The organism is Mycobacterium sp. 852013-50091_SCH5140682 (genome assembly GCF_001665685.1).
In the GTDB taxonomy this organism is placed as follows: domain Bacteria; phylum Actinomycetota; class Actinomycetes; order Mycobacteriales; family Mycobacteriaceae; genus Mycobacterium.
In genome coordinates this window covers 39,127-60,803 of sequence record NZ_LZTB01000130.1, presented here as the reverse complement: position 1 = coordinate 60,803, position 21,677 = coordinate 39,127, and the positions used below count along the sequence as shown (strand labels likewise).

Below are 21,677 nucleotides of genomic sequence, written 5' to 3'. Positions count from 1 at the left end.
TCGTCACCCCGCCCAGGAGGTCATATGGCCCAGCCGCCCGGTGAATCAATTGCCGTGCTGGACGATTCGTCCACGACGCGGCTGCTGCAGCCGGCAGGCCACGGCGGTCGGGCGGTCCCTGTCACCGAATTCGTCTCGGCGGTATCCGAACTCGCCGGGCGCGACGGGTCCGCAGGTTGGCTCACGGCCATTCTCAACGCTGCCGCCAACCAGGTGGCCGCCATCGGCGCCGATGCCGCAGACCGCGTCTGGGGTCGCGACCCGAGCGCGCTGGTGACCATCGCGACCCGCGCCGACGGTCGATTGATCCAGCAGGGCCCCGACTTTCGGTTGACCGGCCGGTGGGACACGGTCACCGGCGCCGCATTCGCGGACTGGCTGCTGTTGCGCGCCGATCTCGACGGCACCGCCCGCTGGGTGCTGCTGGCGCGCGATGCCGCAGACCTGGTAGCCCGCAACGACATCGTCGGCCTGCGCACCACCGGCATCTGCGACGTGACAATGGCCGATACCGTCGTCGACGGGTCGGCCGTGTACCTCTGTGCCGACGAAAACAGCTCTGCGGATGCCGAATTCGACGTCGGCCCGGCGGTCGTCACCGGCGCTGGCGCCGCGGCCGCGGTTCTCGGTGCCGCCGCGGGCGTCTGGCAGGCACACGTCGACCAGGTACGCGATCGGCTGGCCACCTCGTACGGCAGCGAGGACACCGCCGAGCGCACGGCATCGGCCGTCGCGGTGGCCGAAACCGCGTCGGCAATCGATGCCGCCACGTTGCAACTCGAGGAATCACTGCACTTTCCGGCAGCACCGGCAGCCCGCGCGCAACTGCAAGCCGTTGCCCGGGCCCGCGACGCCGCCGACCGGCTCTTGGCCAGCGGCAGCCGCCACGCTCTGGACGCCACCGACCCGGTCACCAGGCTGTGGCTGGACGTGTCAGCCGGATACCGCCTGGCGCTGCGCATCCTCGACGATCCCGGCGCCGGCTGAGCCCGCCCGCTCGGCCAGCTCGGCGAGCACACCCGGCAGCCCCTCGGCGATGCCGTACGGGTCCGGGACATGATCTCCGCAGGTCAGCACACAGATCGTCATGTCATCGCGATAGCTCCAGCCGGTGAAGTTGAGGCCCATCGGGAACACCACCGGCCCGGACGAGATGAGCTGCTCAATCGGGGCGCCGCCGAAATACAGCGTCTGCTGCGGCCCGCGCATGTTCGAGGCGATCAGGCTGAACATCGGACGCTGCTTGATCCGAGCACCCAGGATCGGCAGCACCCGCGAATACAGCCAGAACAGCGGCCAGTACTCCATCCAGTCGTGCTGCAGCCACGCGTCGCGCTCACCCTGAACCTCACGAGCCGTGCGGGTGGCCGCCGCGACGGCTGCCAGACGCGCCACCGGATCGGCGATGTGGGTCGCGAGATCGATGTTCCAGCGGGCGACCTGATTACCCCACTGCGCTTCGCTGCCGGCCGGCCGCATCGACACCGGCACCACGGCAGTCAGCGGCTCGTCGCTGAGTTGGTCGCGCTCCTGCAGATAGCCCTGTAGCGCTCCCCCGCACATCGTCAGGAACACATCGTTGACCGTGGCCCCGAAGGCCTTGGCGACCCGTTTGATCTCAGCGGCGTCACAACAGCGGTAGGCGAACCGGCGGCGGGCCGACAGCGGTTCGTTGAAGGTCATCGCGGGCGCTGTGAACGCCTCGGCATAGCCGGGCTTTCCGGCCTTCTGCCGCCGCCGGATGACGCCGGTGACCTTGGCCGTGCGCCCGACGATGCGCGGGAATCGGCTGAGCGCGGCGACCTGATGCCGCAGCACCAACGGCCACCAGAGCACGGCGGCCGGCCGCTTCTCGTTGGGCAGCGGAACCTTGCGCGGTCGCGGGAGCGGCATCTCGGGGTCGGTGCTGTAGAGCATTTCCAGCAGCCGCAGCGAGGCGCTGCCATCGGCGACCGCATGATGGATCTTGAGTACCAGTGCAATCCGGCCGTCGGCCAGGCCGTCGACGTACCACAGCTGCCAGGCGGGCCGGTCCCGGTCGAGTGCGACCTCGAAGATATCTCCGATGGTGGCCGCGAGTTCCGCATCGCCGCCGGGGGCCGGCGCGGTGGTCCGCTGGACGTGATGGTCGAGATCGATCTGCGGCCGCGACACCCACCACGGGCGCCCGACACCGACACGCGGTGTGAGCAACTGCCACTGCAGCGGCTCGGCGCGGTCCACCCAACCCTGGACCACACTCTTGAGCCGATCGAAGCTGAGCGGTTCGGAAATCCGGGCAGGATCGAGCACAACCGCCTTGATGGTGTGCTGCGGTTGCACCGAGCTCTCCCATGCCAGGAAGCTGTTGTCCTCACCCGTCAAACGGCGCATGTTCACCTCGCTTGTTCGGCCGCCGAACGCGGCGGCGTATGTGGCTGTGGTCACTCTTCTCCATTTGTGTGTCCCACGAGACAACCTGTCCCGGCCAGCGGGATTTGACGATCCACCGGCGGTGCGACGCGCCGTACGGTTTCGTGCCATGAAGCGAGCTATTCCAGGAAGCGAGGCCGTCGCCGCCAAGATCAACCGGATGCGGGTCATCGCCCGCAGCGTCGCGGTACTGCGCGAATCCGGGCTGTCCGCAGGGGCCGCCGACGGCATCCGGCAGGCCCGGCTCGTTCGTCAGTTCGGTGGTTTCGCGGCCGTCATCGAAAGTGCCGCCCTGCGCAATCCCGACGCGATCGCGCTCACCGACGAGATCGGCGACATCACGTTCGCGCAACTGGGCGCCCGGGTCAACGCCCTGGCGCGAGCGTGGAATTCGCGCGGTATCGGTCAGGGCTCGGTGATCGCCGCGCTGTGCCGCGACCACCGCGGGCTCCTCACGGTGCTGGCTGCCACGGGAAAGGTCGGCGCCCAGCTGCTACTGATGAACACCGGATTCGCCAAACCACAGCTCGCCGACGTCGCCGCCCGCGAGAAGGTCAACGTGCTCGTCTATGACGAGGAGTTCACCGATCTGGTCGGCGCGATCGATCCGGACATTCGGCGATTCCTGGCCTGGACCGACGACCGGTCGGCCACCGACATCGAAGGCACCCTGGAGGGCCTGATCGCGGCGACCTCACCGGCGCCGGTGGCCGCACCTGCCAAGCCGGGCGGCATGACACTGCTGACCAGCGGTACCACCGGTACGCCCAAGGGCGCCCCGCGCGGCAAGACCTCGCCGCTGTTTTCCGCGCAGCTGCTCGACCGTGTGCCGCGCCGACGCGACCAGACCTGCATGCTCGCCGCCCCGATGTTCCACGGCACCGGGCTGGGCCAGGCCGTGCTGTCGCTGGCTCTCGGTAACCGGTTGGTGCTGCGCCGCAGGTTCGACCCCGAGGCCACGCTGCACGCGGTGCAGACCTACAAGTGCGACGTGCTCGTCGTGGTGCCGACGATGCTGCAGCGAATTCTGGCGCTGCCGAACGAGGTTCGCGACAGCTATGACACGTCGTCCCTCAAGATCATCTTCGCGTCGGGCTCGGCCATGCCACCCGCCCTGGTCGAACGTACGCTCGCCGAATTCGGCCCCGTGCTCTACAACCTCTACGGTTCGACCGAGCTTGCGGTGATGACCGTCGCCATGCCCGAGGATCTGCGCCACGATCCGCGCACCGCAGGCCGGCCCCCGGTGGGTTGTGCTGTGCGGCTCTACGATTCGGCCGACAACGAGATCACCGAGCCGGGTGTGATCGGCAGGATATTCGCCGGCAGCGACGTGAGCTTCGGCGGCTACACCGACGGCCGCACCAAGCAATCCATCGGTGGCCTCCAAAGCAGCGGTGACGTCGGCCATTTCGACGAGACCGGTCGGCTCTATGTCGACGGCCGCGACGACGACATGGTGATCTGCGGCGGCGAGAACGTCTACCCGCTGGAGGTCGAGAACCTCATCACGGGCCACCCCGATGTGGACGAGGTCGCCGTGATCGGGGTCGGCGACGCCGATTTCGGCCAGCGACTCAACGCCTACGTGGTGCTCAACGACGGGGCCACGCTCGACGCCGAGGGTGTCAAGGAGTTCGTGAAGGCAAACCTGGCGCGCTACAAGGTGCCTCGCGACGTCGAGTTCCTCACCAGGCTGCCCCGCAACGCGACCGGGAAGGTGCTGCGCGGCGAACTCATCGGAGGCGCCAAATGACTGACTCCGACACCATGAAGCGCGAGGTCGCCGGCCGCATGGGCGACGCCTTCGCCCCGATCGCCGAAGGCGGCATGGATCCCATCGCCGCGGCGGCCGAGGTACGGGCGCGGCTCAAGGCCAGCCGCCGGCCCGCCAAGCCCGTTGAGGTCGGCACCATCGAAGACCGGACCATCCCCGGCCCCGCCGGCCAGATACCGGTACGCATCTACCACCCGTTCGGCGCAGACGACGCCGGTCTGCCCGTGGTGATCTACTTCCACGGCGGCGGATTCGTGCTGTGCGACCTCGATTCGCACGACTCGTGCTGCCGCAGGCTGTCCAACGGCATTGGCGCCGTGGTGGTTTCGGTCGAGTATCGGCTCGCCCCCGAACACCCGTACCCGGCCGCCGTAGACGACGCGTGGGCGGCCACCGAGTGGGTGGCCGGCCATCTCGACGAACTCGGCGGTGACCCGGCCCGGCTGGTGCTCGCCGGTGACAGCGCAGGCGGCAACCTCGCCGCCGTGATGGCGATGACGGCCCGCGACCGCGGCGCCCCGGCCGTCGCGTTCCAAGTGCTGATCTATCCCGTCGTCGACCAGCGCCGCAAATCCTCGCTGTCGAGCCCGCACACCAAAAGCGGTGTGCTCACCGCGGCGCACATGCAGTGGTTCACCGAGCAGTACCTCGGCACAGGCGGGAACCGAAGCAGCGCGCAGGTATCGCCGATTCTCGGTGACCTGTCCGGACTTCCGAACGCTCACGTGCTCACCGGCGCGCTCGACCCGCTGTGCGAGGAGGGCGAGGAGTACGCGCGCAAGCTCACCGCGGGCGGCGCGAAGGTCAGCGTCCGACGTTATGACCGTGGTTTCCACGGATTCTTCAACCTCGCCGACCATCTGCCGGATGCAGCGCAGGCCACCGACGACGTCTGCGCCGTCGTCCGCGATGCGCTGGGCATCGAGCCCTGAACACCAAGCCCCACATCGAAATCGTGAAAGGCACGCCCATGGAACTACGCAACGCGCGGGTGCTCGTCACCGGCGCCAGCCGCGGTCTCGGCAAGAGTATCGCCGAGACGCTGGGGCGCCGAGGTCGCGCTGGTCGCGCGCAACGGCGCAGCCCTTGAGGCACTGGCACGAGAACTGGACGGCAAGGCCTACCCGACCGATCTTGGCGATCCGGCGGCTGTCGAGAGCCTCATCGACCGCGTCGAGGCAGACGGTGCGGTGGACATCGTGGTCAACAACGCCGGTATCGACCACGTCGGCCGGTTCCATCAGATCAGCCCCGAGCAGGTCCGCGATCTGCTGCAGGTCAACCTCGCCGCGCCGATGGAGATCTGCCGCCAGGCGATGCCGCGCATGGTGTCGCGCCGCCGCGGCCACATCGTCAACGTGTCGTCGATGGGGGCCATATCCCAAGGACCAGGGCTGACCCTGTACGGCACATCGAAGGCCGGGCTGAGCCACTTCACGGCCGGGATTCGCATGGAACTGCGCGGCAAGCCCGTCGGCACGACCCTCGTTCAGATCGGCGAGGTCAAGACCGACATGATCGACAACATCCGCGAATTCGGCCCGGCCCGACGCACCATCGAGCGGTCTATCCGGTGGCGGATGATCCCCCGTGAATCACTGGACCCGGCAACGGTTTCCGAGGCCATCGCCGATGCGATCGAACGCAACCGTCGGCACGTCATCCTGCCGCGCAGCATCGTGGCCATGGCGAAGTTCACCGAGTTCCCGCGCCGGGTCTCCGAGCTCATGCTGACCGGCATCGACCAGGACAGCGACTGATGGCGGGCGTCGACCTGGCCGACAAGGTCGCGATCATCACCGGTGCGGCGCAAGGGCAGGGCGCAGCAGAAGCCCGCCTGTTCGCCGATCTGGGTGCCCGGGTGGTGCTGACCGACGTCCTGGACGACAAAGGCACACAGGTCGCTGCATCGATCGGTGCCGCGGCGCGGTTCCTGCACCATGACGTATCCGACGAAAGCGGTTGGGCCGCAGCGGTGGACACCGCCGTGAGCGAATTCGGTCGCCTCGACGTGCTGGTGAACAACGCCGCCATCTGCAAGGTGGTGCCGTTGACCGAGCAGACGGCCGACGGTTTCGACCAGATGTTGCGGGTCAACCTCATCGGCGCGTTTCTGGGCATCAAGGCTGTCGTGGAGCCGATGAAGGCGGCCGGCGGCGGTTCCATCGTCAACATCTCGTCGCAGGCCGGTATGCAAGGACTCGCCGGCTACACCGCCTATGGCGCGTCCAAATGGGGCCTGCGCGGCATGTCGAAAGTGGCGGCAATCGAATTGGGACCGTTGGGTATTCGAGTGAACACTGTCTACCCCGGGATGATCGACACACCGATGATCGCGCACCTCGGGGTCGAACGCGGTCCGGGCGGGCATCCCGGCGCACCACTGACCCGGGTCGGGACGCCCGAAGAGGTGGCCGAGGTGGTGGCGTTCCTGGCGTCCGACGCGTCGTCCTACATCACCGGGGCCGACCTCACCGTCGACGGCGGTGCCAGCGCAGGCCGGATCCCGATCACCCCAGCGCATTCCGGCTGACCGAACTGCGATACGACCACCGAACAAGGAGGTTCCGTTGTCGGCACGCCGCGAAGGCGTCGGGCTGTCCACCCGCACCCGTTCGGACTGCGTGACTCTGGCGCAGCGTGCGACCATCACACCCCACATCGCGCTCGACGAGGCGGTGCTGGCCGTCATGCGCCGCAGCAGGCCGCCGAACACCGCTGCGGCCGAACAGACCGCTGCGGACATGACCACTGCGGCACAGCTTTTCGCCGAGCGCGGCTGGTTGGCGAAGCCGGCACAATATCACCGCACTCCCCCGCCGCTGATCGATTCCGAGATACGGGGCCGGCGCGCGCACTCCAAACCCTCAGCCACGAGACCATGTCGTTCTCATCGGGATTCCGGCCCCGTGCCATCGAACCGGGTGCGGCGCGGTGGCCGAACAACGACCGCAACGACACCGTCTCGGTGCGAGTGTTGCGCCGTAGCGAGCCCCGCGCTCCGTGGGTGATCTGCCTGCACGGTTTCGGAATGGGCGCGTCACGTTTGGACCTCGCCGTACCGTGGGCCAACTACCTGCACGCCGAACTGGGTTTCAATGTGGCACTTCCCGTTTCACCTCTACACGGAGCACGCAAGGCGGCCGGTGACGGACAGTTGCTGTCCCTGGATCTCACGGGGATGCTCCATGGCATCACCCAATCGGTGTGGGACGTCAGGCGTTTGGTGAGCTGGATCCGCGGCAACACCGACGCGCCGGTGGGGGTCTACGGGGTGTCACTGGGTGGATTCCTGGCCACCCTGCTGGCCGGTCTCGAACCACTCGACGCGGTCGCGGCAGCATTGCCGTTCACCGACGTGCTGGGACTGCTGCAACATCACGGACCACCGGACGCGTACCGGGAGGTGATCGGAAGTTCGGAGGCCAGGGACACCTTCCGCGTCACGTCGCCGCTGGAGCTACCGCCGGTGGTCGCACCGCAGGAGCTGACTCTGTTCGCGGCGCGGGCCGACCGGCTGATCCCGATCGAGCAGTCCCGCGCCCTGGCACAGGCCTGGCGGGGCGGACATATGCAGTGGTTCAACACCGGGCATGTCGGCTTCACGTGGTCGCGAGCCGCCCGGGGTGTGCTGGCCGCCCGCATGCGCGACGCGCTGGGCCGAGGGTGCTCCTGAGACCCGCGACCGCACATCGACGAGCGTGTCCCGCCCCAGGGCAGCCGAGCGCGTGCCCACTACGCTGACCGCATGTCGCAGCCGCGTATCAACATCAGCTCCGGATCCGAGTTCGAGGACATCGTCGGGTACTCCCGCGCTGTCCGGATCGGCGATCACGTCGCGGTCTCCGGCACCACCGGCGCCGGAGCGGACGTCGCCGCTCAGACCCGCGATGCGCTGGCCCGCATCGAGAAGGCCTTGCACGACGCGGGCGCCAGCCTCGCCGATGTGGTACGCACCCGAGTGTTCGTCACCGACATCAGCCGATGGAAAGATGTCGCGGCTGCCCACGCCGAGGTATTCGGAAGCATCCGTCCCGTGACGACGATGGTCGAGGTTTCGGCGCTGATCGCCCCCGAGCTGCTGGTCGAGATCGAGACCGACGCCTACGTCACCGGGAGCGGCGAGAACGTGCCGTCGGAGGCAGGCAGGTAGGCAGCAGCGGCCGTCACCGCCGCGGCAGGCAGCGGCCCGTACAGATGCGGGAAGAGCATGGCCTCGGGATCGGACGGCACGCCCGGCTCCCACCGCACCGGCGCAGTCAGCGCTGCCGCGTCGATGTAGAGCAGCACCAGGTCGGTCCGGCCCGCGTAGAGCCGGTTGGCAGGCAGGTGGACCTGCTCAGGAGCCGACAGATGGACGAAGCCCTGAGCGCCCAACGAGGAGGGGCGGTGCTCACCGGACGCCTGAGCGGCCCGCCACTCATCGGCACTGCACAGGTGAACCAGCACGGGCGGCGACGGACGCATAATGCCAGCTTGCCGGTCAAGCAACTCGGCAGACAAGTGAGACACGACACACCGGTAAACCCCTAGGGAACAAGGCCGGAACCGAAAACGTCTGAGAGAGTAGACATACGCAAACCCGGCGCCATTGCCGGGAGGCGCAGAGCAGAAGACGGAGGAGCCATGAACGCAACTCTGACCACCCCGGAGCTAACCAGAGCCGATCGTTGCGACCGCTGCGGTGCCGCCGCACGCGTGCGCGCGACCCTGCCGTCAGGCAGCGAGCTCCTCTTCTGCCAGCACCACGCCAACGAGCACGAGGCCAAGCTGATCGAACTGGCAGCCGTGATCGAAGTCAGCCCGGTCGAGGCATAAACGCCTCTGCGCACCACCCGACTGGGCAGGAGCACGCTTCGTCCGTAATGCTGGTCTGAACATGACCGGCCAGCCGCTTCCACTACCCCCATCACGCCATCACATCTGGCATATCGCACGGCGCACACTCTCCAAGAGTTGGGACGACTCCATCTTCTCGGAATCGGCCCAGGCTGCTTTCTGGTGTGCGCTGTCGTTACCGCCGCTGCTGTTGGGGGTACTGGGCAGCTTGGCGTACATCGCCCCGCTGTTCGGACCGGACACGCTGTCGGCGATCATCAGCCAACTGATCAACGCGGCGAACAGCTTCTTCTCGAAGAACGTCGTCAACGAGATCATCGAACCCACAATTCGTGACATCGCTTCCAGCGCCCGCGGCGAGGTGGTGTCACTGGGGTTCGTGATCTCGTTGTGGGCGGGGTCCTCGGCGGTCTCGGCATTCGTCGACTCGGTTGTGGAGGCCCACGACCAGACGCCGCTGCGACACCCCGTCCGCCAGAGGTTCTACGCCTTGGGGCTCTACGTGATGATGCTGATCGGCGTCATCGCCACGGCGCCGTTCATCGCGCTCGGGCCGCGCACCATCAGCGAGCACATCCCCGACAGCTGGGACAACGTCCTGCGCTACGCCTACTTCCCCGCCCTGTTCCTGGCCGGGGTGGCCGGGGTGACACTGCTGTACCGGGTGTCGTTGCCCAAGCCACTGCCGTCACACCGGCTGCTGCTGGGCTCGGTGCTGGCCACCGTCGTGTTCCTGGTGGCGACAGTGGGCCTGCGGTTCTACCTGAACTGGATCACGCGCACCGGCTACACCTACGGCGCGCTCGCGACACCCATCGCGTTTCTGCTGTTCGCGTTCTTTCTGGGCTTCGCGGTGATGCTGGGGGCCGAACTCAACGCCGCCATCCAGGAGGAATGGCCCGCGGCGGACACACACACCCAGCGTCTGCGGGATTGGTTTGAGGACAAGGCCCTCAACGGCAACGGCGCGGCGGCCAAGGACTCGGCCGCCGACGCCACCGACGAGCCGACTACTTCTTGAGCGATTCGTAGATGCGCTTGCAGTCGGGGCAGACCGGAGAGCCGGGCTTGGCGGCCTTGGTCACCGGGAACACCTCGCCGCACAGCGCGACCACGTGGGTGCCCATCACGGCACTCTCGGCGATCTTGTCCTTCTTGACGTAGTGGAAGTACTTCGGGGTGTCGCTGTCTGTCCCGTCGTCGACGCGTTCGTCTGCGTCGGTGCGCTCGATCGTCTGGGTCTGCATGGTTTTATTGTGCTCCTCGCGTCCGCGGTCCTTTATTGTGCCCGCCGACGCTGCCAACCGAAATCCGCCTGCGCCGACGCCACTCAGGTGTGGAACAGTAGAGGTATGAAACAAAGCCACGAGCTGAGTTTCGACGACGACTTCGACGGCGAAGGTCGCCCGGTTCTCATCACTCGCGCCGCGCCGGCCTATGAAGAACAGCACCGCGCCCGGGTACGCAAGTACCTGACGTTGATGGCGTTCCGCATCCCGGCGTTGCTTCTGGCGGCACTTGCCTACAACCTCTGGGGCAACGGCCTGATCTCGTTGGCGATCATCTTGGTCTCGGTACCACTGCCCTGGATGGCCGTGCTCATCGCCAACGACCGTCCTCCCCGCAAGGCCGAGGAGCCCCGGCGGTATCAGCACGGCGGGCAGCGGGTACCCCTTTTCCCGACCGCGCAAAGGCCGGCACTGGCGCCTGACCAACACGTCGCGCCGCAACCGGATGAGGACCGGCACGGGGGCGACGTTCCAGGCTGAGGGGCTTCTTTAGCTATTCTCAGGATAATCTCAGGTCGTCGCCGAAAAACTGCAGGTCAAGCGGCATGAAATCGGCAACTGGTGGGAACTCTTACTGGGTCCACTGCGTTATAAGTGGTGACAGTTCGAGCCGATCAGGAGGCCGTCATGGCAAATGCCACCACAAGCCGCGTTGACACCGATCTGGACGCCCAGAGCCCGGCTGCAGACCTCGTGCGCGTGTACTTGAACGGCATCGGCAAAACGGCGTTGCTCAATGCTGCCGATGAAGTAGAGCTCGCGAAACGCATCGAGGCCGGGTTGTACGCCCAGCACTTGCTGGACACCAAGAAGCGCCTCGGTGAAACCCGCAAACGCGAGCTTGCGACCGTAGTCCGGGACGGCGAGGCCGCCCGACGCCATCTACTCGAAGCCAACCTGCGCCTGGTGGTGTCGTTGGCGAAGCGCTACACCGGCCGCGGCATGCCGCTGCTGGATCTGATCCAGGAGGGGAACCTGGGACTGATCCGCGCGATGGAGAAGTTCGACTACACCAAGGGTTTCAAGTTCTCCACGTACGCCACGTGGTGGATCCGCCAGGCCATCACCCGCGGCATGGCCGACCAGAGCCGCACCATCCGGCTCCCCGTCCACCTCGTCGAGCAGGTGAACAAGCTGGCGCGGATCAAGCGCGAGATGCACCAGAACCTCGGCCGGGAAGCCACCGACGAGGAACTCGCCGAGGAGTCGGGCATCCCGGTGGAGAAGATCAACGACCTGCTGGAGCACAGCCGGGATCCGGTGAGCCTCGACATGCCGGTGGGCACCGACGAGGAGGCGCCGCTGGGCGACTTCATCGAGGACTCCGAAGCCATGTCGGCGGAGAACGCGGTGATCTCCGAGCTGCTGCACACCGACATCCGCTACGTGCTCGCCACGCTCGATGAACGCGAGCAGCAGGTGATCCGGCTGCGGTTCGGTCTCGACGACGGTCAGCCGCGCACGCTCGACCAGATCGGCAAGCTGTTCGGGCTCTCCCGCGAGCGGGTGCGCCAGATCGAACGCGAAGTGATGGCCAAGCTCCGCAACGGCGATCGCGCCGACCGGCTCCGGTCGTACGCAAGCTAGACGTGCCCCTGGATGTGCCCCGCCGGATATCCGGCGGGGCACATCGCATTTGCGCCGGTTTTGCCGCGTTGAGCGGCGCTGCCGCAGGGACGCGCGGCACGACTACGTTGGCCGCCAGTTGACGGCTCCCGAACGGTAGACTGTCGTGTGACGTTTGGGCTTGGAAGGCGCGAATGAACGATCTTGTCGATACCACCGAGATGTATCTGCGGACCATCTACGACCTCGAAGAAGAGGGCGTGGTGCCTCTGCGTGCCCGAATTGCCGAGCGGCTCGACCAGAGTGGTCCCACCGTCAGCCAGACGGTGTCGCGGATGGAGCGCGACGGGCTGCTGCACGTCGCCGGTGATCGGCACCTGGAGTTGACCGACAAGGGGCGCTCGCTGGCAATCGCGGTGATGCGCAAGCACCGGCTCGCCGAGCGGCTTCTCGTCGATGTCATCGGACTCCCGTGGGAAGACGTGCACGCCGAGGCGTGCCGGTGGGAACACGTCATGAGTGAAGACGTCGAGCGACGCCTGATGCATGTGCTGAACAACCCGACCACCTCCCCCTTCGGCAACCCGATCCCGGGTCTTTCCGAACTCGGGGTCGGAACCCCCGGTTTCTCCGACGATGTGAGCCTGGTCCGGCTGACCGAGCTGCCGGTCGGACTGCCGGTCGCGGTCGTGGTGCGTCAGCTGACCGAACACGTCCAAGGCGACACCGAGCTGATCGGACGGCTCAAGGAAGCCGGTGTCGTGCCCAACGCCCGTGTAACCGTCGAGGCCAACGACCACGGCGGCGTGATGATCCTGATCCCCGGCCACCAACAGGTCGAGCTGCCCCACCAGATGGCCCACGCCGTCAAGGTCGAGAAGGTCTGACACCTCCGAAGGTTCGACGCGGCGGCAACCGCACGCCGAGACGATCGGCCTGCCGGTAGCCGCTGAGCGCCAGTTCACGGACCTGCTCGGGACGCATCCCCGACTGCAGCGCGGTGTCGAGCATGCCCGCCATGCGGTGCTCGGGATCGCAGTCGAGTGCGGCGTCCAGCGACACCCCGGTCAGCGGTCCGTCACCCCGGACGTAGGCCGAGAATGCCAGCAGCACAAGGGCCTCCGCCCGCCATGGTGGTGGCAACGCGCGGGCCAATTCGGCCCACAGTGACTCCGCCGGGCCCGCGCTGTCCCCCACTGCCAGCGCGTACAGCGTGTCGCGGACCTGAGGATCGGTCAACGCCACGGCGATCCGGGCAATCTCACCGTCGGTGGGCGGGCGCCCGTCTGCGAACCGGTCCGCAGCGGCTATCGCGGCTTCGATGTCCGCGCGGACGCGAGCCCGGCCGCGGGTGGGTGGCGCAGCCGGCAGCTCATCGATCGCCCGAGCCAGCCGCGCACCGCGCACGGAGTCGGCCTCGACAATCTGTTGCAGTTCCTCGCGCCGCCGGTAGAGCCGGCGTCCGTCGAGCACCGCGGCAACAGCTAACGGCGACGCAGACGGATCCTCGACTATGCCGTGGCTGCCGCAACCGTCGGCGCAGTGCCAGATGCCGCCGGCCTCCACCCGGTCGACGACGTGAGCGCCAAGCAGTTCGATACCGCCGGCCGCAAGCCGCTCGGCCAGGATGCCCGCCAGTGCCCGGAACTCGTCGTTGCACTGCTGACAGTCCGCACCCTTCTCGTCGACGAACACCGCGACGGCGGTCTGCGGCTCGGCAGCTGAGGCCACCTCGGCCAGATGGTCGATCCGCGCCGCTATGTCTGGTGAAAGATCAACGCGCATAACGCATCCCAGCGCGCCGTCGTCGACGGTGACCAGCACCAGGGAGTGCATGGGTACGAAACCGAGGACCGCGGGCAATGCGGCGATCAGGGTGCCGGGCCGGTCGAGGCTGAACTGCTCGGTGTCCGGTGAATCCGATGAATATGTCATGGCTTGACCGTCGCAGCAGGCACCGTCAACGCGATTCTCCGCGCCGCCCGATCACGGCCACCTGTGGATGAAACTCGTTTTGGGGATAACGGTCCGGAGCAAGTGTTCATGCGCAATTTGACGCGGTCGGCGTGCGAGATCCGAGCAACCGGCGTAAACACTCTCACATGGGTTCGATGCAGGAGTACGACCTCGTCGTCATCGGTTCAGGTCCCGGCGGCCAGCGTGCAGCCATCGCCGCCGCAAAACTGGGCAAGTCGGTCGCCGTCATCGAACGCGGACGGATGCTCGGCGGCGTGTGCGTCAACACCGGCACCATCCCGTCCAAAACGCTGCGCGAAGCGGTCGTCTATCTGACCGGCATGAGCCAGCGCGAGCTCTACGGCGCCAGCTACCGCGTCAAGGAGAAGATCACCCCGGCCGATCTGCTGGCGCGAACACAGCACGTCATCGGCAAAGAGATCGACGTGGTGCGGTCACAGCTCATGCGCAACCGCATCGAGCTCTACACCGGGCACGGCCGCTTCGCCGACGAGCACACCATCCTGGTCGAAGATCCCAACCGCGCCGAGCTCGTCACGGTGCGGGGCCGCTACATCGTGCTGGCCACGGGCACCAAACCCGCCCGCCCCGCAGGCGTCGAGTTCGATGAAGAGCGCGTGCTGGACTCCGACGGCATTCTCGACCTCAAGTCGCTGCCCACCTCGATGGTGGTCGTCGGCGCCGGCGTCATCGGCATCGAGTACGCCTCGATGTTCGCCGCGCTCGGAACCAAGGTGACCGTGGTCGAAAAGCGCGACTCCATGCTCGATTTCTGCGACCCGGAGATCGTGGAGGCACTCAAGTTCCACCTGCGCGACCTCGCGGTGACCTTCCGGTTCGGCGAGGAGGTGACCGCTGTCGACGTCGGCTCCGCCGGAACCGTCACCACCCTGGCCAGCGGCAAGCAGATCCCCGCCGAGACAGTCATGTATTCGGCTGGCCGCCAAGGCCAGACCGACCACCTCGACCTGACCAACGCCGGCCTGGAGTGTGACAACCGCGGTCGGATCTTCGTCGACGACAACTTCTGCACCAAGGTCGATCACATCTACGCCGTCGGCGACGTCATCGGCTTCCCGGCCCTGGCCGCGACCTCGATGGAGCAGGGCCGCCTGGCGGCCTACCACGCGTTCGGCGAGCCCACCAAAGGCATGATGCAGCTGCAACCCATCGGCATCTATTCGATTCCCGAGGTGTCCTACGTCGGTGCCACCGAGGTGGACCTCACCAAGGACTCGATCCCCTACGAGGTCGGTGTGTCCCGCTACCGTGAGCTGGCCCGCGGTCAGATCGCCGGCGACTCCTACGGCATGCTCAAACTGCTGGTGTCCACCGAGGACCTGCGCGTGCTCGGGGTACACATCTTCGGCACCAGCGCCACCGAGATGGTCCACATCGGTCAAGCGGTCATGGGTTGCGGCGGCACCGTCGAGTACCTCGTCGACGCGGTGTTCAACTACCCGACGTTCTCCGAGGCCTACAAGGTGGCTGCGCTCGACGTGATGAACAAGCTGCGCGCGCTCAACCAGTTCCGCGCTTAGCAGTCGCTGCTGTAGGCGGAGGGGGCGGAGTCACCAGCCCCGCCGGCCTCTGCGCGCGCAAGCAGTCCCACGATCGATTCGTCGAATCGGGGCGAGAAGGACAGGTCGTCGTCGCACCCGCCGCCGTCGGGCCCGCCGATCAAACCGATCACCGTAGAACCCACGATCCATGGCGCGCCGCTGAAGCCGTCGGTGAGACCGATACACGGCAGCGACGGATATCCGTCGTGCGAGAGCCCCGTCACCCCCTGACACCGCAGCGGATCGCCGCCGGACCCCATCGGGTAGCCGGTGACCGCGACGGATGTGCCCGCCGGCGGTGCCGAGCCGAGCGTGAGGCCGCCCGCGAACGACTGGACCGCTCCCTCTTCGGACTCGTGATGCACGCGCGCGATGGCGAAATCGGCGTGCGGATCCTGCGATGCGACCCACCGCGGGTCCAGATAGATCGTCGTGATCCGCCAGATGTCGTCATCACCGTCGTGGAAGCCAGGGATGAATGTGGTGCCGATGCCGTCGGCCACACAGTGCGCGGCGGTCAGGATCAGATCGCCGGTGCTGCTGTCGAGGACCGCAGCGCTGCACGTGTGCACCGACTCGCCGGATCCGCCGCCGAGAAACACCGCCCCCACGCGAGGGTCCGGCGCGACGGGCGCGACGCCCGAGACGGCATTGGCCTCCGGGTCGACCTGGGGGGCCGACGCCGCCGAGGTGGTCGGGGGGGTTGCCGCAGACCCGGTGTGCCGCACAGGCGCGGGCGTCGCACATGACGCGACCACGGACGCGATGGCCGCCGCTGCCGCGACCGTCCGAACCCTCGCCACCTGCATGACCACCGATCCTGCCCGAAACCGTCGCTCAGGCTGGAATGCCGGGTGGGCGCTGCCTGTTCGATTCCACATGCGGGGCATAGCGCGCCGCATGATGGGAATGCGCGACACTATATGGCACAGCACGAGGGTTCGGCACGATCTGGACCAGGGCGTGCAGTGACAAGGAGACGGAGTGATGGCCGACAGTAGCGACCACCCTGAGCACCACTACCAGCCCGATCAGAGCGGGATGTACGAGCTGGAGTTTCCCGCGCCGCAGTTGTCGGCGTCCGACGGGCGCGGACCGGTGCTGATCCACGCGCTCGAAGGGTTCTCCGACGCTGGCCACGCGATCCGGCTGGCGGCCGAGCACCTCAAGAACAGCCTCGACACCGAACTGGTCGCGTCGTTCGCCATCGACGAACTCCTCGACTACCGGTCGCGGCGGCCCCTGATGACGTTCAAGACCGACCACTTCACGGGCTACGAAGACCCCGAGCTCAATCTGTACGCCCTGCATGACAGCGTCGGCACACCGTTCCTGCTGCTCGCAGGCATGGAACCGGACTTGCGCTGGGAACGCTTCATCACTGCCGTCCGGCTGCTCGCCGAGCGGCTCGGTGTGCGGCAGACCATCGGACTCGGCACCATCCCGATGGCGGTACCGCATACCCGCCCGGTCACCCTCACCGCGCACGCCAACAACAAGGAGTTGATCGCCGAGCACACCCCGTGGGTCGGCGAGGTGCAGGTGCCTGCCAGCGTGTCCAACCTGCTGGAGTTCCGGATGGCTCAGCACGGTCACGAGGTGGTTGGCTTCACCGTTCATGTTCCGCACTACCTGGCCCAGACCGCATACCCGCCCGCGGCGGAGGCGCTGCTGGCCGAGGTGGCGAGGACGGGTTCGCTACAGTTGCCGCTGGCCGCACTGTCCGAGGCAGGCGCCGAGGTGTACGGAAAGATCAACGAGCAGGTAGAGGCCAGCACCGAGGTGGCCCAAGTGGTGGCGGCGCTGGAGCAACAGTACGATGCGTTCGTTGCCGCACAAGAGAATCGGTCTCTGCTGGCACGGGACGACGAACTGCCCAGCGGCGACGAACTGGGCGCCGAGTTCGAACGATTCCTCGCCCAGCAGACCGGTGACAAATTCAAAGACGACAAGTACAAAGACGACAGGTATCGAGACGACCTGTACCGCGACGACAGACACCCGGACGACCCCGACGACACAGACCCTGACCACCCATAGGAGCCCGCACCAGGGCCGACAGCGAGGTTGGCGAACATGACGGAGCGAAAGCCCAATTTGCGGTCGGTCAGGGAGGTCACACCGGCACTGGAGTTCCGCACCGTGCACGGGTACCGGCGTGCGTACCGCGTGGCCGGATCCGGGCCGGCGATCCTGTTGATCCACGGCATCGGTGACAACTCGACCACCTGGCTGACCGTGCAGACCGCGCTCGCGCAGCGATTCACCGTGATCGCCCCCGATCTGCTCGGCCACGGCCGATCGGACAAGCCGCGGGCGGACTACTCCGTCGCGGCGTACGCCAACGGCATGCGGGATTTGCTCAGCGTCCTCGACATCGACCGGGTCACCGTCGTCGGGCACTCCCTGGGCGGTGGCGTGGCCATGCAGTTCGCCTATCAATTCCCGCAGTTGGTCGACCGACTGGTTCTCGTCGGTGCCGGCGGGGTGACCAAAGACGTCAACGTCGCGCTGCGCATCGCTTCACTGCCCATGGGCAGCGAAGCGCTCGCCCTGCTGCGGGTCCCCCTGGTACTGCCCGCGCTGCAGATCATCGGCCGGGCCGCGGGGGCGTTGTTCGGTTCCACCGGCATGGGCCGGGACATCCCGGACATGCTGCGCATCCTGGCCGATCTGCCCGAGCCCACTGCGTCATCGGCGTTCGCCCGCACTCTGCGTGCCGTGGTGGACTGGCGCGGCCAGGTCGTCACCATGCTGGACCGCTGTTATCTGACCGAATCCGTTCCCGTGCAACTTATCTGGGGCGCTGCGGACTCGGTGATCCCGGTCAGTCATGCGCTCATGGCACACGCGGCAATGCCCGGCTCCCAGCTCGAGATTTTCGAGGGGTCCGGGCATTTTCCGTTCCACGACGATCCCGACCGCTTCGTCGAGGTCGTCGAACGGTTCATCGATTCGACCGAGCCTGCGGTCTACGACCAGGAGATGTTGCGAAACCTGCTGCGTGCCGGGATCAGCGAGGCCAACATCTCCGGGCCGTTGGACACCCAGGTCGCGGTGCTCGATGCGATGGGCGCCGACGAGCGCAGCGCCACCTGAGCACTGACTCTCCCCGCAGCGACTGATCAGCGCTAAAGTCCACAATGACCGGCCCCGACGCGGCAGCGCCGGGGTTCGATTCGGCGTCCACCGGCACGCGCGGGCGCCGGGCGCTACCACGATGCGGGTGGGTCACCATGCTCCGATCACACAGCGTCACGAGGCGAACCGCGACACCCGGCCCAGTTCCGCCTGGCGTGCGGGCAGTCGTGCAAACGCCGGGACAACCGTTGGACATCAACACCCGGCGTCTGATGGAGAGCCGTTTCGGTCGGGACTTCAGCAGGGTGCGCGTCCACACCGATCCGCGCGCGGCCGCCTCGGCCGAGGCCGTTGCGGCCCGCGCCTACACGGTGGGCCCGGATGTCGTGTTCGCCGCCGGCCAGTACGGTCCGGGCACCGAGCGTGGGCTCGAACTACTGGCGCACGAACTGGCGCACACGATCCAACAGGACCCGAGGTCTGCTACCGACGGCCCACCGGCCACCGGCGGACAACTCGAGACGAGTGCCGACGTGGCGGCCGGCGATGCCGTCGCGGGACGCCGAGTGGCGGCGACGCTGCCGACATCGGGACTCGGGTTGGCCTGCGCGCCGGCCGACGACGAACGCGCCAAGGCGGTCGCCGAGGCCGAGGCGGTCGCGCGGAACGACGACGAGGCCGAGGATGCGCCGATCGCGAAGGCCGGCGCGGTGCCTTCGATGTTCTCCCCTGGCGGCTTCACCGACGCGGTAGCCGCCGCGCTGCTGCAAAAGTACGAGAGCCACAACAAGCTGTTGTCGATGGCGTTGACCCTGGCCGAGCGGCAGGCGCGCAGGCGTGAGTTCTGGGACGGCAATCCGTCCTACAACGACGCCGATCTCAAGGAGGCATTCGCCCTGGATCTGTATTGGGATCCCAAGGAGGAGGGCTATATTCGGCAGCCCTACGTGAGCCAGACGGAAAAGGCCGTACTCGACGATCCGGAGGCCCGCAGCCTCTACAGCAGCCGACTGTGGGACCTGACGGAGAACAAGCAGGAGACGCCGTCGCGGTTCACCCGCGGCGTGCACTGGGTGTGCGAGCACACCGAACCGTGCGCGAGCAACCTCGAGCAGTTCCGCAAGGACCGCGAGGGAGGCATGAGCCGGGGCGAGGCACTCAACCGCGGCATGGCCCGGCTCGCAGTGAATGTGGAAACCATGGCTTTGCCCACGCCCGGCCCGCGGGGACCCATCGCGCTCGGACCCGGAAGCCAGCCCCCGACACCGCAATTCACCCTCCCTGAAGGCCCCACGCTGCTGCCCGAGGGCGCCACAGCGGGCGGGGGCAAGACGTCGGCACCGCCGGCACCGGACCCGATGTTGACGACCGGATCGAAGTCGGGCGGGACCAAAGGCGGTCCCGTCGGTGACACGGCTGTTCCCGAGACGGTCGTCGACGAACCCACCAACCCCATCCGCCAAGGAGACCCGACTGGCGGCGAGAAGATGGGCGACTTCCGGATCTACGGGGAAAAGCGATTGAAGGGCAACACTTTCGAACGTGACATCTATGGGTTGAAGAGCATCGAGAAGCCGACCACGGCAAGGGGTGTCGGCCCGCTGCTGAAGTTGTTCAAGAGCCTGCTGGGTGAGGCCCGAGCGGCAGGCGCGACCAAGTTGCGGATCACCGGCAGGGTGGTCGTCAACGAGAACATCCTGGAGATGGGTCCCGTCGTCGAGAAGATGGGCGGCACGTTCCGTCAGGTCGACGCGATGACCGTGGAAATCGAGATTCCCGTGTCGCAGTGACGATCCTCAGGCAGGGACTCGGTCAGAACAGTTTCATGAGGTCGATCGTGAGCCCGCCCCCGAGCCCCTTCGTCTTGACCTGAACCTTGAGCCATGGCGCACCCGGTACTGCGACGGACTTGCCATCGATCTGATCGAGCGCGCCCGCGCGCAGGCCGGGATCCGATGCGACGGCGACCACAGCAGCGGCCGCCATTGCGCTTCCCACTACGACGACGGCTGCTTTCTCGCCGGGTTTCAAGTTCTTCCAGTCACGTTGGGCCCGCGCCACCGCGTCATCGATCATGCGGGCAATCTCCGGATACTTGATGACGGCTTCAGCAAGGTCGCCCGCGCTGCCCGACCGGGGTACGGTCGCGGGGGCACGATCGTCTCGCGACGGCGGGACGGTTTGGGGCGTCGTCCCGCCGCCGGGAGCGGGAGTGGATCCCTGCCCTGCCGGTGGCAGAAAGATCGGGTTGGGGCGGGGCGGCAGCTTGCCGGCGTCCGGCGGCACCTTGCTGGGGTCGATGGGACTGAAAGTCCATGTGTTCGGCGGCTTCTCGAACTTTGACGGAACCTGTTCGAATCGGGCTTCGACGCGGCGATTTCGGGGTTCCCGGCCCGGGGTCTGCACCACCGGCTCATTCTCCCCAGCCGATTCGATGCGGATGAAGTCGATCGGCACGCCCGCAGCCACAAGACTCGCGGCGACCGCAGCGGCACGTTGGCGGCCCAACTCGACGTTCTGCCGTTCCTCACCCGTCAGATCGGTGTGCCCGGTCAGCAGGAGTACCACGCCCGGCGATGCGGTCGCCATCCGGAAGTACAACTGGGCGAGCGACTGGACCAGCGGAGCGTGCTCGGCGGTCAATTGTGATCCGCTATGGGCGAAGCCGGCCAAGGTCGCCGCCGTCGGTGCGCGCAGCAGTGGTGTGGCGTTCTCGGTATCGGGCTTGGCCTGCAACCGTGTGCCCGACCTCGACTGCTGCACCACATGAGCCAGTTCATGGGCTATCAGTCGCGTACCCGTTTCCGTTCCCGGCGCGTACCGGCCCGCGCTGAAGGTGATGTCATGCCCGAGCGTGCAGGCGGCCGCGTTCAGTGCGCGTGCGGAACGGGCTGCGGCAGCATCGGTGTGGACCCGCACCCGCGAGAAGTCCTCGCCGAACCGCGATTCCATCGATTCCTGGATCTCCGCGGGTAGCGGTGCGCCGGCTCGCGCCGCAGCCCGGCTCGCATGATCGCTCGGCCCTTCGTCAGTGTGCGCCGGCCGGATGTGTTGGGCCAGGCCACGGGTAGAGGTTGTCATGATGTCGTCGGCGACCCGGTCCGCCTCGGCCTCCGCGGCGCTGGGTCGCACCTGCTGTGGGCTGTTGCCGGATTCGGCTGCTCGGGCGAACAT

The 21,677-nt window shown here is 67.2% G+C and carries 22 protein-coding genes; 16 read left to right on the top strand and 6 right to left on the bottom strand.

What is annotated here, in order from left to right; translation table 11 throughout:
• The first annotated feature begins 24 nt into the window (after positions 1–24).
• Positions 25–987, top strand: coding sequence for an acyl-CoA dehydrogenase family protein (locus A5784_RS34875; RefSeq protein WP_064949428.1), 963 nt, complete (start codon positions 25–27; stop codon positions 985–987).
• Here the strand turns inward: A5784_RS34875 and A5784_RS34870 are convergent.
• The gene (locus tag A5784_RS34870; RefSeq protein WP_232006367.1) at positions 934–2,427 is read right to left on the bottom strand and encodes a wax ester/triacylglycerol synthase family O-acyltransferase; all 1,494 of its coding nucleotides are present in this window, start codon (positions 2,425–2,427) and stop codon (positions 934–936) included. The two genes, A5784_RS34875 and A5784_RS34870, sit on opposite strands and share 54 nt — an antisense overlap.
• Positions 2,428–2,521: 94 nt before the next feature.
• On the opposite strand from A5784_RS34870, the gene A5784_RS34865 reads away from it, so the two are divergent.
• The 6 genes from A5784_RS34865 to A5784_RS34840 all read left to right on the top strand — a co-directional run bounded on the left by A5784_RS34865 (position 2,522) and on the right by A5784_RS34840 (position 8,342).
• Positions 2,522–4,168 carry an AMP-binding protein gene (locus tag A5784_RS34865; RefSeq protein WP_082945267.1) on the top strand — a complete coding sequence of 549 codons (1,647 nt, stop codon included), beginning with the start codon at positions 2,522–2,524 and terminating at the stop codon, positions 4,166–4,168.
• Positions 4,165–5,121, top strand: coding sequence for an alpha/beta hydrolase (locus A5784_RS34860; RefSeq protein WP_064949427.1), 957 nt, complete (start codon positions 4,165–4,167; stop codon positions 5,119–5,121). Before A5784_RS34865 ends, A5784_RS34860 begins: the two co-directional genes overlap by 4 nt.
• Positions 5,122–5,250: 129 nt before the next feature.
• Positions 5,251–5,949 carry an SDR family NAD(P)-dependent oxidoreductase gene (locus A5784_RS34855; protein ID WP_353651932.1) on the top strand — a complete coding sequence of 233 codons (699 nt, stop codon included), beginning with the start codon at positions 5,251–5,253 and terminating at the stop codon, positions 5,947–5,949.
• Positions 5,949–6,722, top strand: coding sequence for a glucose 1-dehydrogenase (locus A5784_RS34850; protein ID WP_064949426.1), 774 nt, complete (start codon positions 5,949–5,951; stop codon positions 6,720–6,722). Before A5784_RS34855 ends, A5784_RS34850 begins: the two co-directional genes overlap by 1 nt.
• A gap of 348 nt (positions 6,723–7,070) precedes the next feature.
• Positions 7,071–7,865 (top strand): alpha/beta hydrolase family protein, encoded by a 795-nt coding sequence (locus A5784_RS34845; RefSeq protein WP_064949425.1) that lies wholly within the window; start codon positions 7,071–7,073, stop codon positions 7,863–7,865.
• Positions 7,866–7,937: 72 nt separating this feature from the next.
• Positions 7,938–8,342, top strand: a complete 405-nt coding sequence (locus tag A5784_RS34840; RefSeq protein WP_064949424.1) for a RidA family protein — start codon at positions 7,938–7,940, stop codon at positions 8,340–8,342.
• Here A5784_RS34840 and A5784_RS34835 read toward each other — a convergent pair.
• Complete coding sequence (locus A5784_RS34835; RefSeq protein WP_064949423.1) at positions 8,294–8,656, bottom strand: DUF952 domain-containing protein; 363 nt, start codon at positions 8,654–8,656, stop codon at positions 8,294–8,296. The genes A5784_RS34840 and A5784_RS34835 overlap by 49 nt on opposite strands.
• 159 nt (positions 8,657–8,815) lie before the next feature.
• Between A5784_RS34835 and A5784_RS34830 the strand changes: the two genes are divergently transcribed.
• Entirely contained in the window at positions 8,816–9,007 is a 192-nt protein-coding gene (locus A5784_RS34830; RefSeq protein ID WP_029370160.1) for a DUF7455 domain-containing protein, read from the top strand.
• 61 nt (positions 9,008–9,068) lie between these two features.
• Positions 9,069–10,049: a YihY/virulence factor BrkB family protein gene (locus A5784_RS34825; RefSeq protein ID WP_064949422.1), complete on the top strand. Its 981-nt coding sequence runs from the start codon at positions 9,069–9,071 to the stop codon at positions 10,047–10,049.
• Here the strand turns inward: A5784_RS34825 and A5784_RS34820 are convergent.
• Positions 10,039–10,275: a DUF3039 domain-containing protein gene (locus A5784_RS34820; protein ID WP_018600547.1), complete on the bottom strand. Its 237-nt coding sequence runs from the start codon at positions 10,273–10,275 to the stop codon at positions 10,039–10,041. The genes A5784_RS34825 and A5784_RS34820 overlap by 11 nt on opposite strands.
• A gap of 105 nt (positions 10,276–10,380) precedes the next feature.
• Between A5784_RS34820 and A5784_RS34815 the strand changes: the two genes are divergently transcribed.
• The 3 genes from A5784_RS34815 (at position 10,381) to A5784_RS34805 (ending at position 12,770) form a co-directional block, all read left to right on the top strand.
• Positions 10,381–10,797 carry a DUF3099 domain-containing protein gene (locus A5784_RS34815; protein WP_064949421.1) on the top strand — a complete coding sequence of 139 codons (417 nt, stop codon included), beginning with the start codon at positions 10,381–10,383 and terminating at the stop codon, positions 10,795–10,797.
• Positions 10,798–10,914: 117 nt separating this feature from the next.
• The gene (locus A5784_RS34810) at positions 10,915–11,904 is read left to right on the top strand and encodes a sigma-70 family RNA polymerase sigma factor (protein ID WP_264028723.1); all 990 of its coding nucleotides are present in this window, start codon (positions 10,915–10,917) and stop codon (positions 11,902–11,904) included.
• Between the two features lie 173 nt (positions 11,905–12,077).
• Positions 12,078–12,770, top strand: coding sequence for an iron-dependent transcriptional repressor DtxR (locus A5784_RS34805; RefSeq protein WP_064949420.1), 693 nt, complete (start codon positions 12,078–12,080; stop codon positions 12,768–12,770).
• Here the strand turns inward: A5784_RS34805 and A5784_RS34800 are convergent.
• Complete coding sequence (locus A5784_RS34800) at positions 12,751–13,818, bottom strand: DUF4192 domain-containing protein (RefSeq protein ID WP_064949419.1); 1,068 nt, start codon at positions 13,816–13,818, stop codon at positions 12,751–12,753. The genes A5784_RS34805 and A5784_RS34800 overlap by 20 nt on opposite strands.
• Positions 13,819–13,994: 176 nt before the next feature.
• On the opposite strand from A5784_RS34800, the gene sthA reads away from it, so the two are divergent.
• Positions 13,995–15,401, top strand: a complete 1,407-nt coding sequence (sthA, locus tag A5784_RS34795) for a Si-specific NAD(P)(+) transhydrogenase (RefSeq protein WP_197514987.1) — start codon at positions 13,995–13,997, stop codon at positions 15,399–15,401.
• Here sthA and A5784_RS34790 read toward each other — a convergent pair.
• Positions 15,398–16,231, bottom strand: a complete 834-nt coding sequence (locus A5784_RS34790) for a trypsin-like serine peptidase (RefSeq protein WP_064949417.1) — start codon at positions 16,229–16,231, stop codon at positions 15,398–15,400. The genes sthA and A5784_RS34790 overlap by 4 nt on opposite strands.
• 178 nt (positions 16,232–16,409) lie before the next feature.
• Between A5784_RS34790 and A5784_RS34785 the strand changes: the two genes are divergently transcribed.
• From A5784_RS34785 to A5784_RS38930, 3 genes are all read left to right on the top strand, one after another.
• Positions 16,410–17,462 (top strand): proteasome assembly chaperone family protein, encoded by a 1,053-nt coding sequence (locus A5784_RS34785; RefSeq protein WP_064949416.1) that lies wholly within the window; start codon positions 16,410–16,412, stop codon positions 17,460–17,462.
• Positions 17,463–17,498: 36 nt separating this feature from the next.
• A complete protein-coding gene (locus A5784_RS34780; protein ID WP_064949415.1) occupies positions 17,499–18,521 on the top strand; it encodes an alpha/beta fold hydrolase in 1,023 nt (340 codons plus the stop codon).
• 230 nt (positions 18,522–18,751) lie between these two features.
• Positions 18,752–20,293, top strand: a complete 1,542-nt coding sequence (locus A5784_RS38930; protein ID WP_197514981.1) for an eCIS core domain-containing protein — start codon at positions 18,752–18,754, stop codon at positions 20,291–20,293.
• A gap of 22 nt (positions 20,294–20,315) precedes the next feature.
• On the opposite strand, the gene A5784_RS34770 is transcribed toward A5784_RS38930, so the two are convergent.
• The gene (locus A5784_RS34770; protein WP_064949413.1) at positions 20,316–21,677 is read right to left on the bottom strand and encodes an eCIS core domain-containing protein; all 1,362 of its coding nucleotides are present in this window, start codon (positions 21,675–21,677) and stop codon (positions 20,316–20,318) included.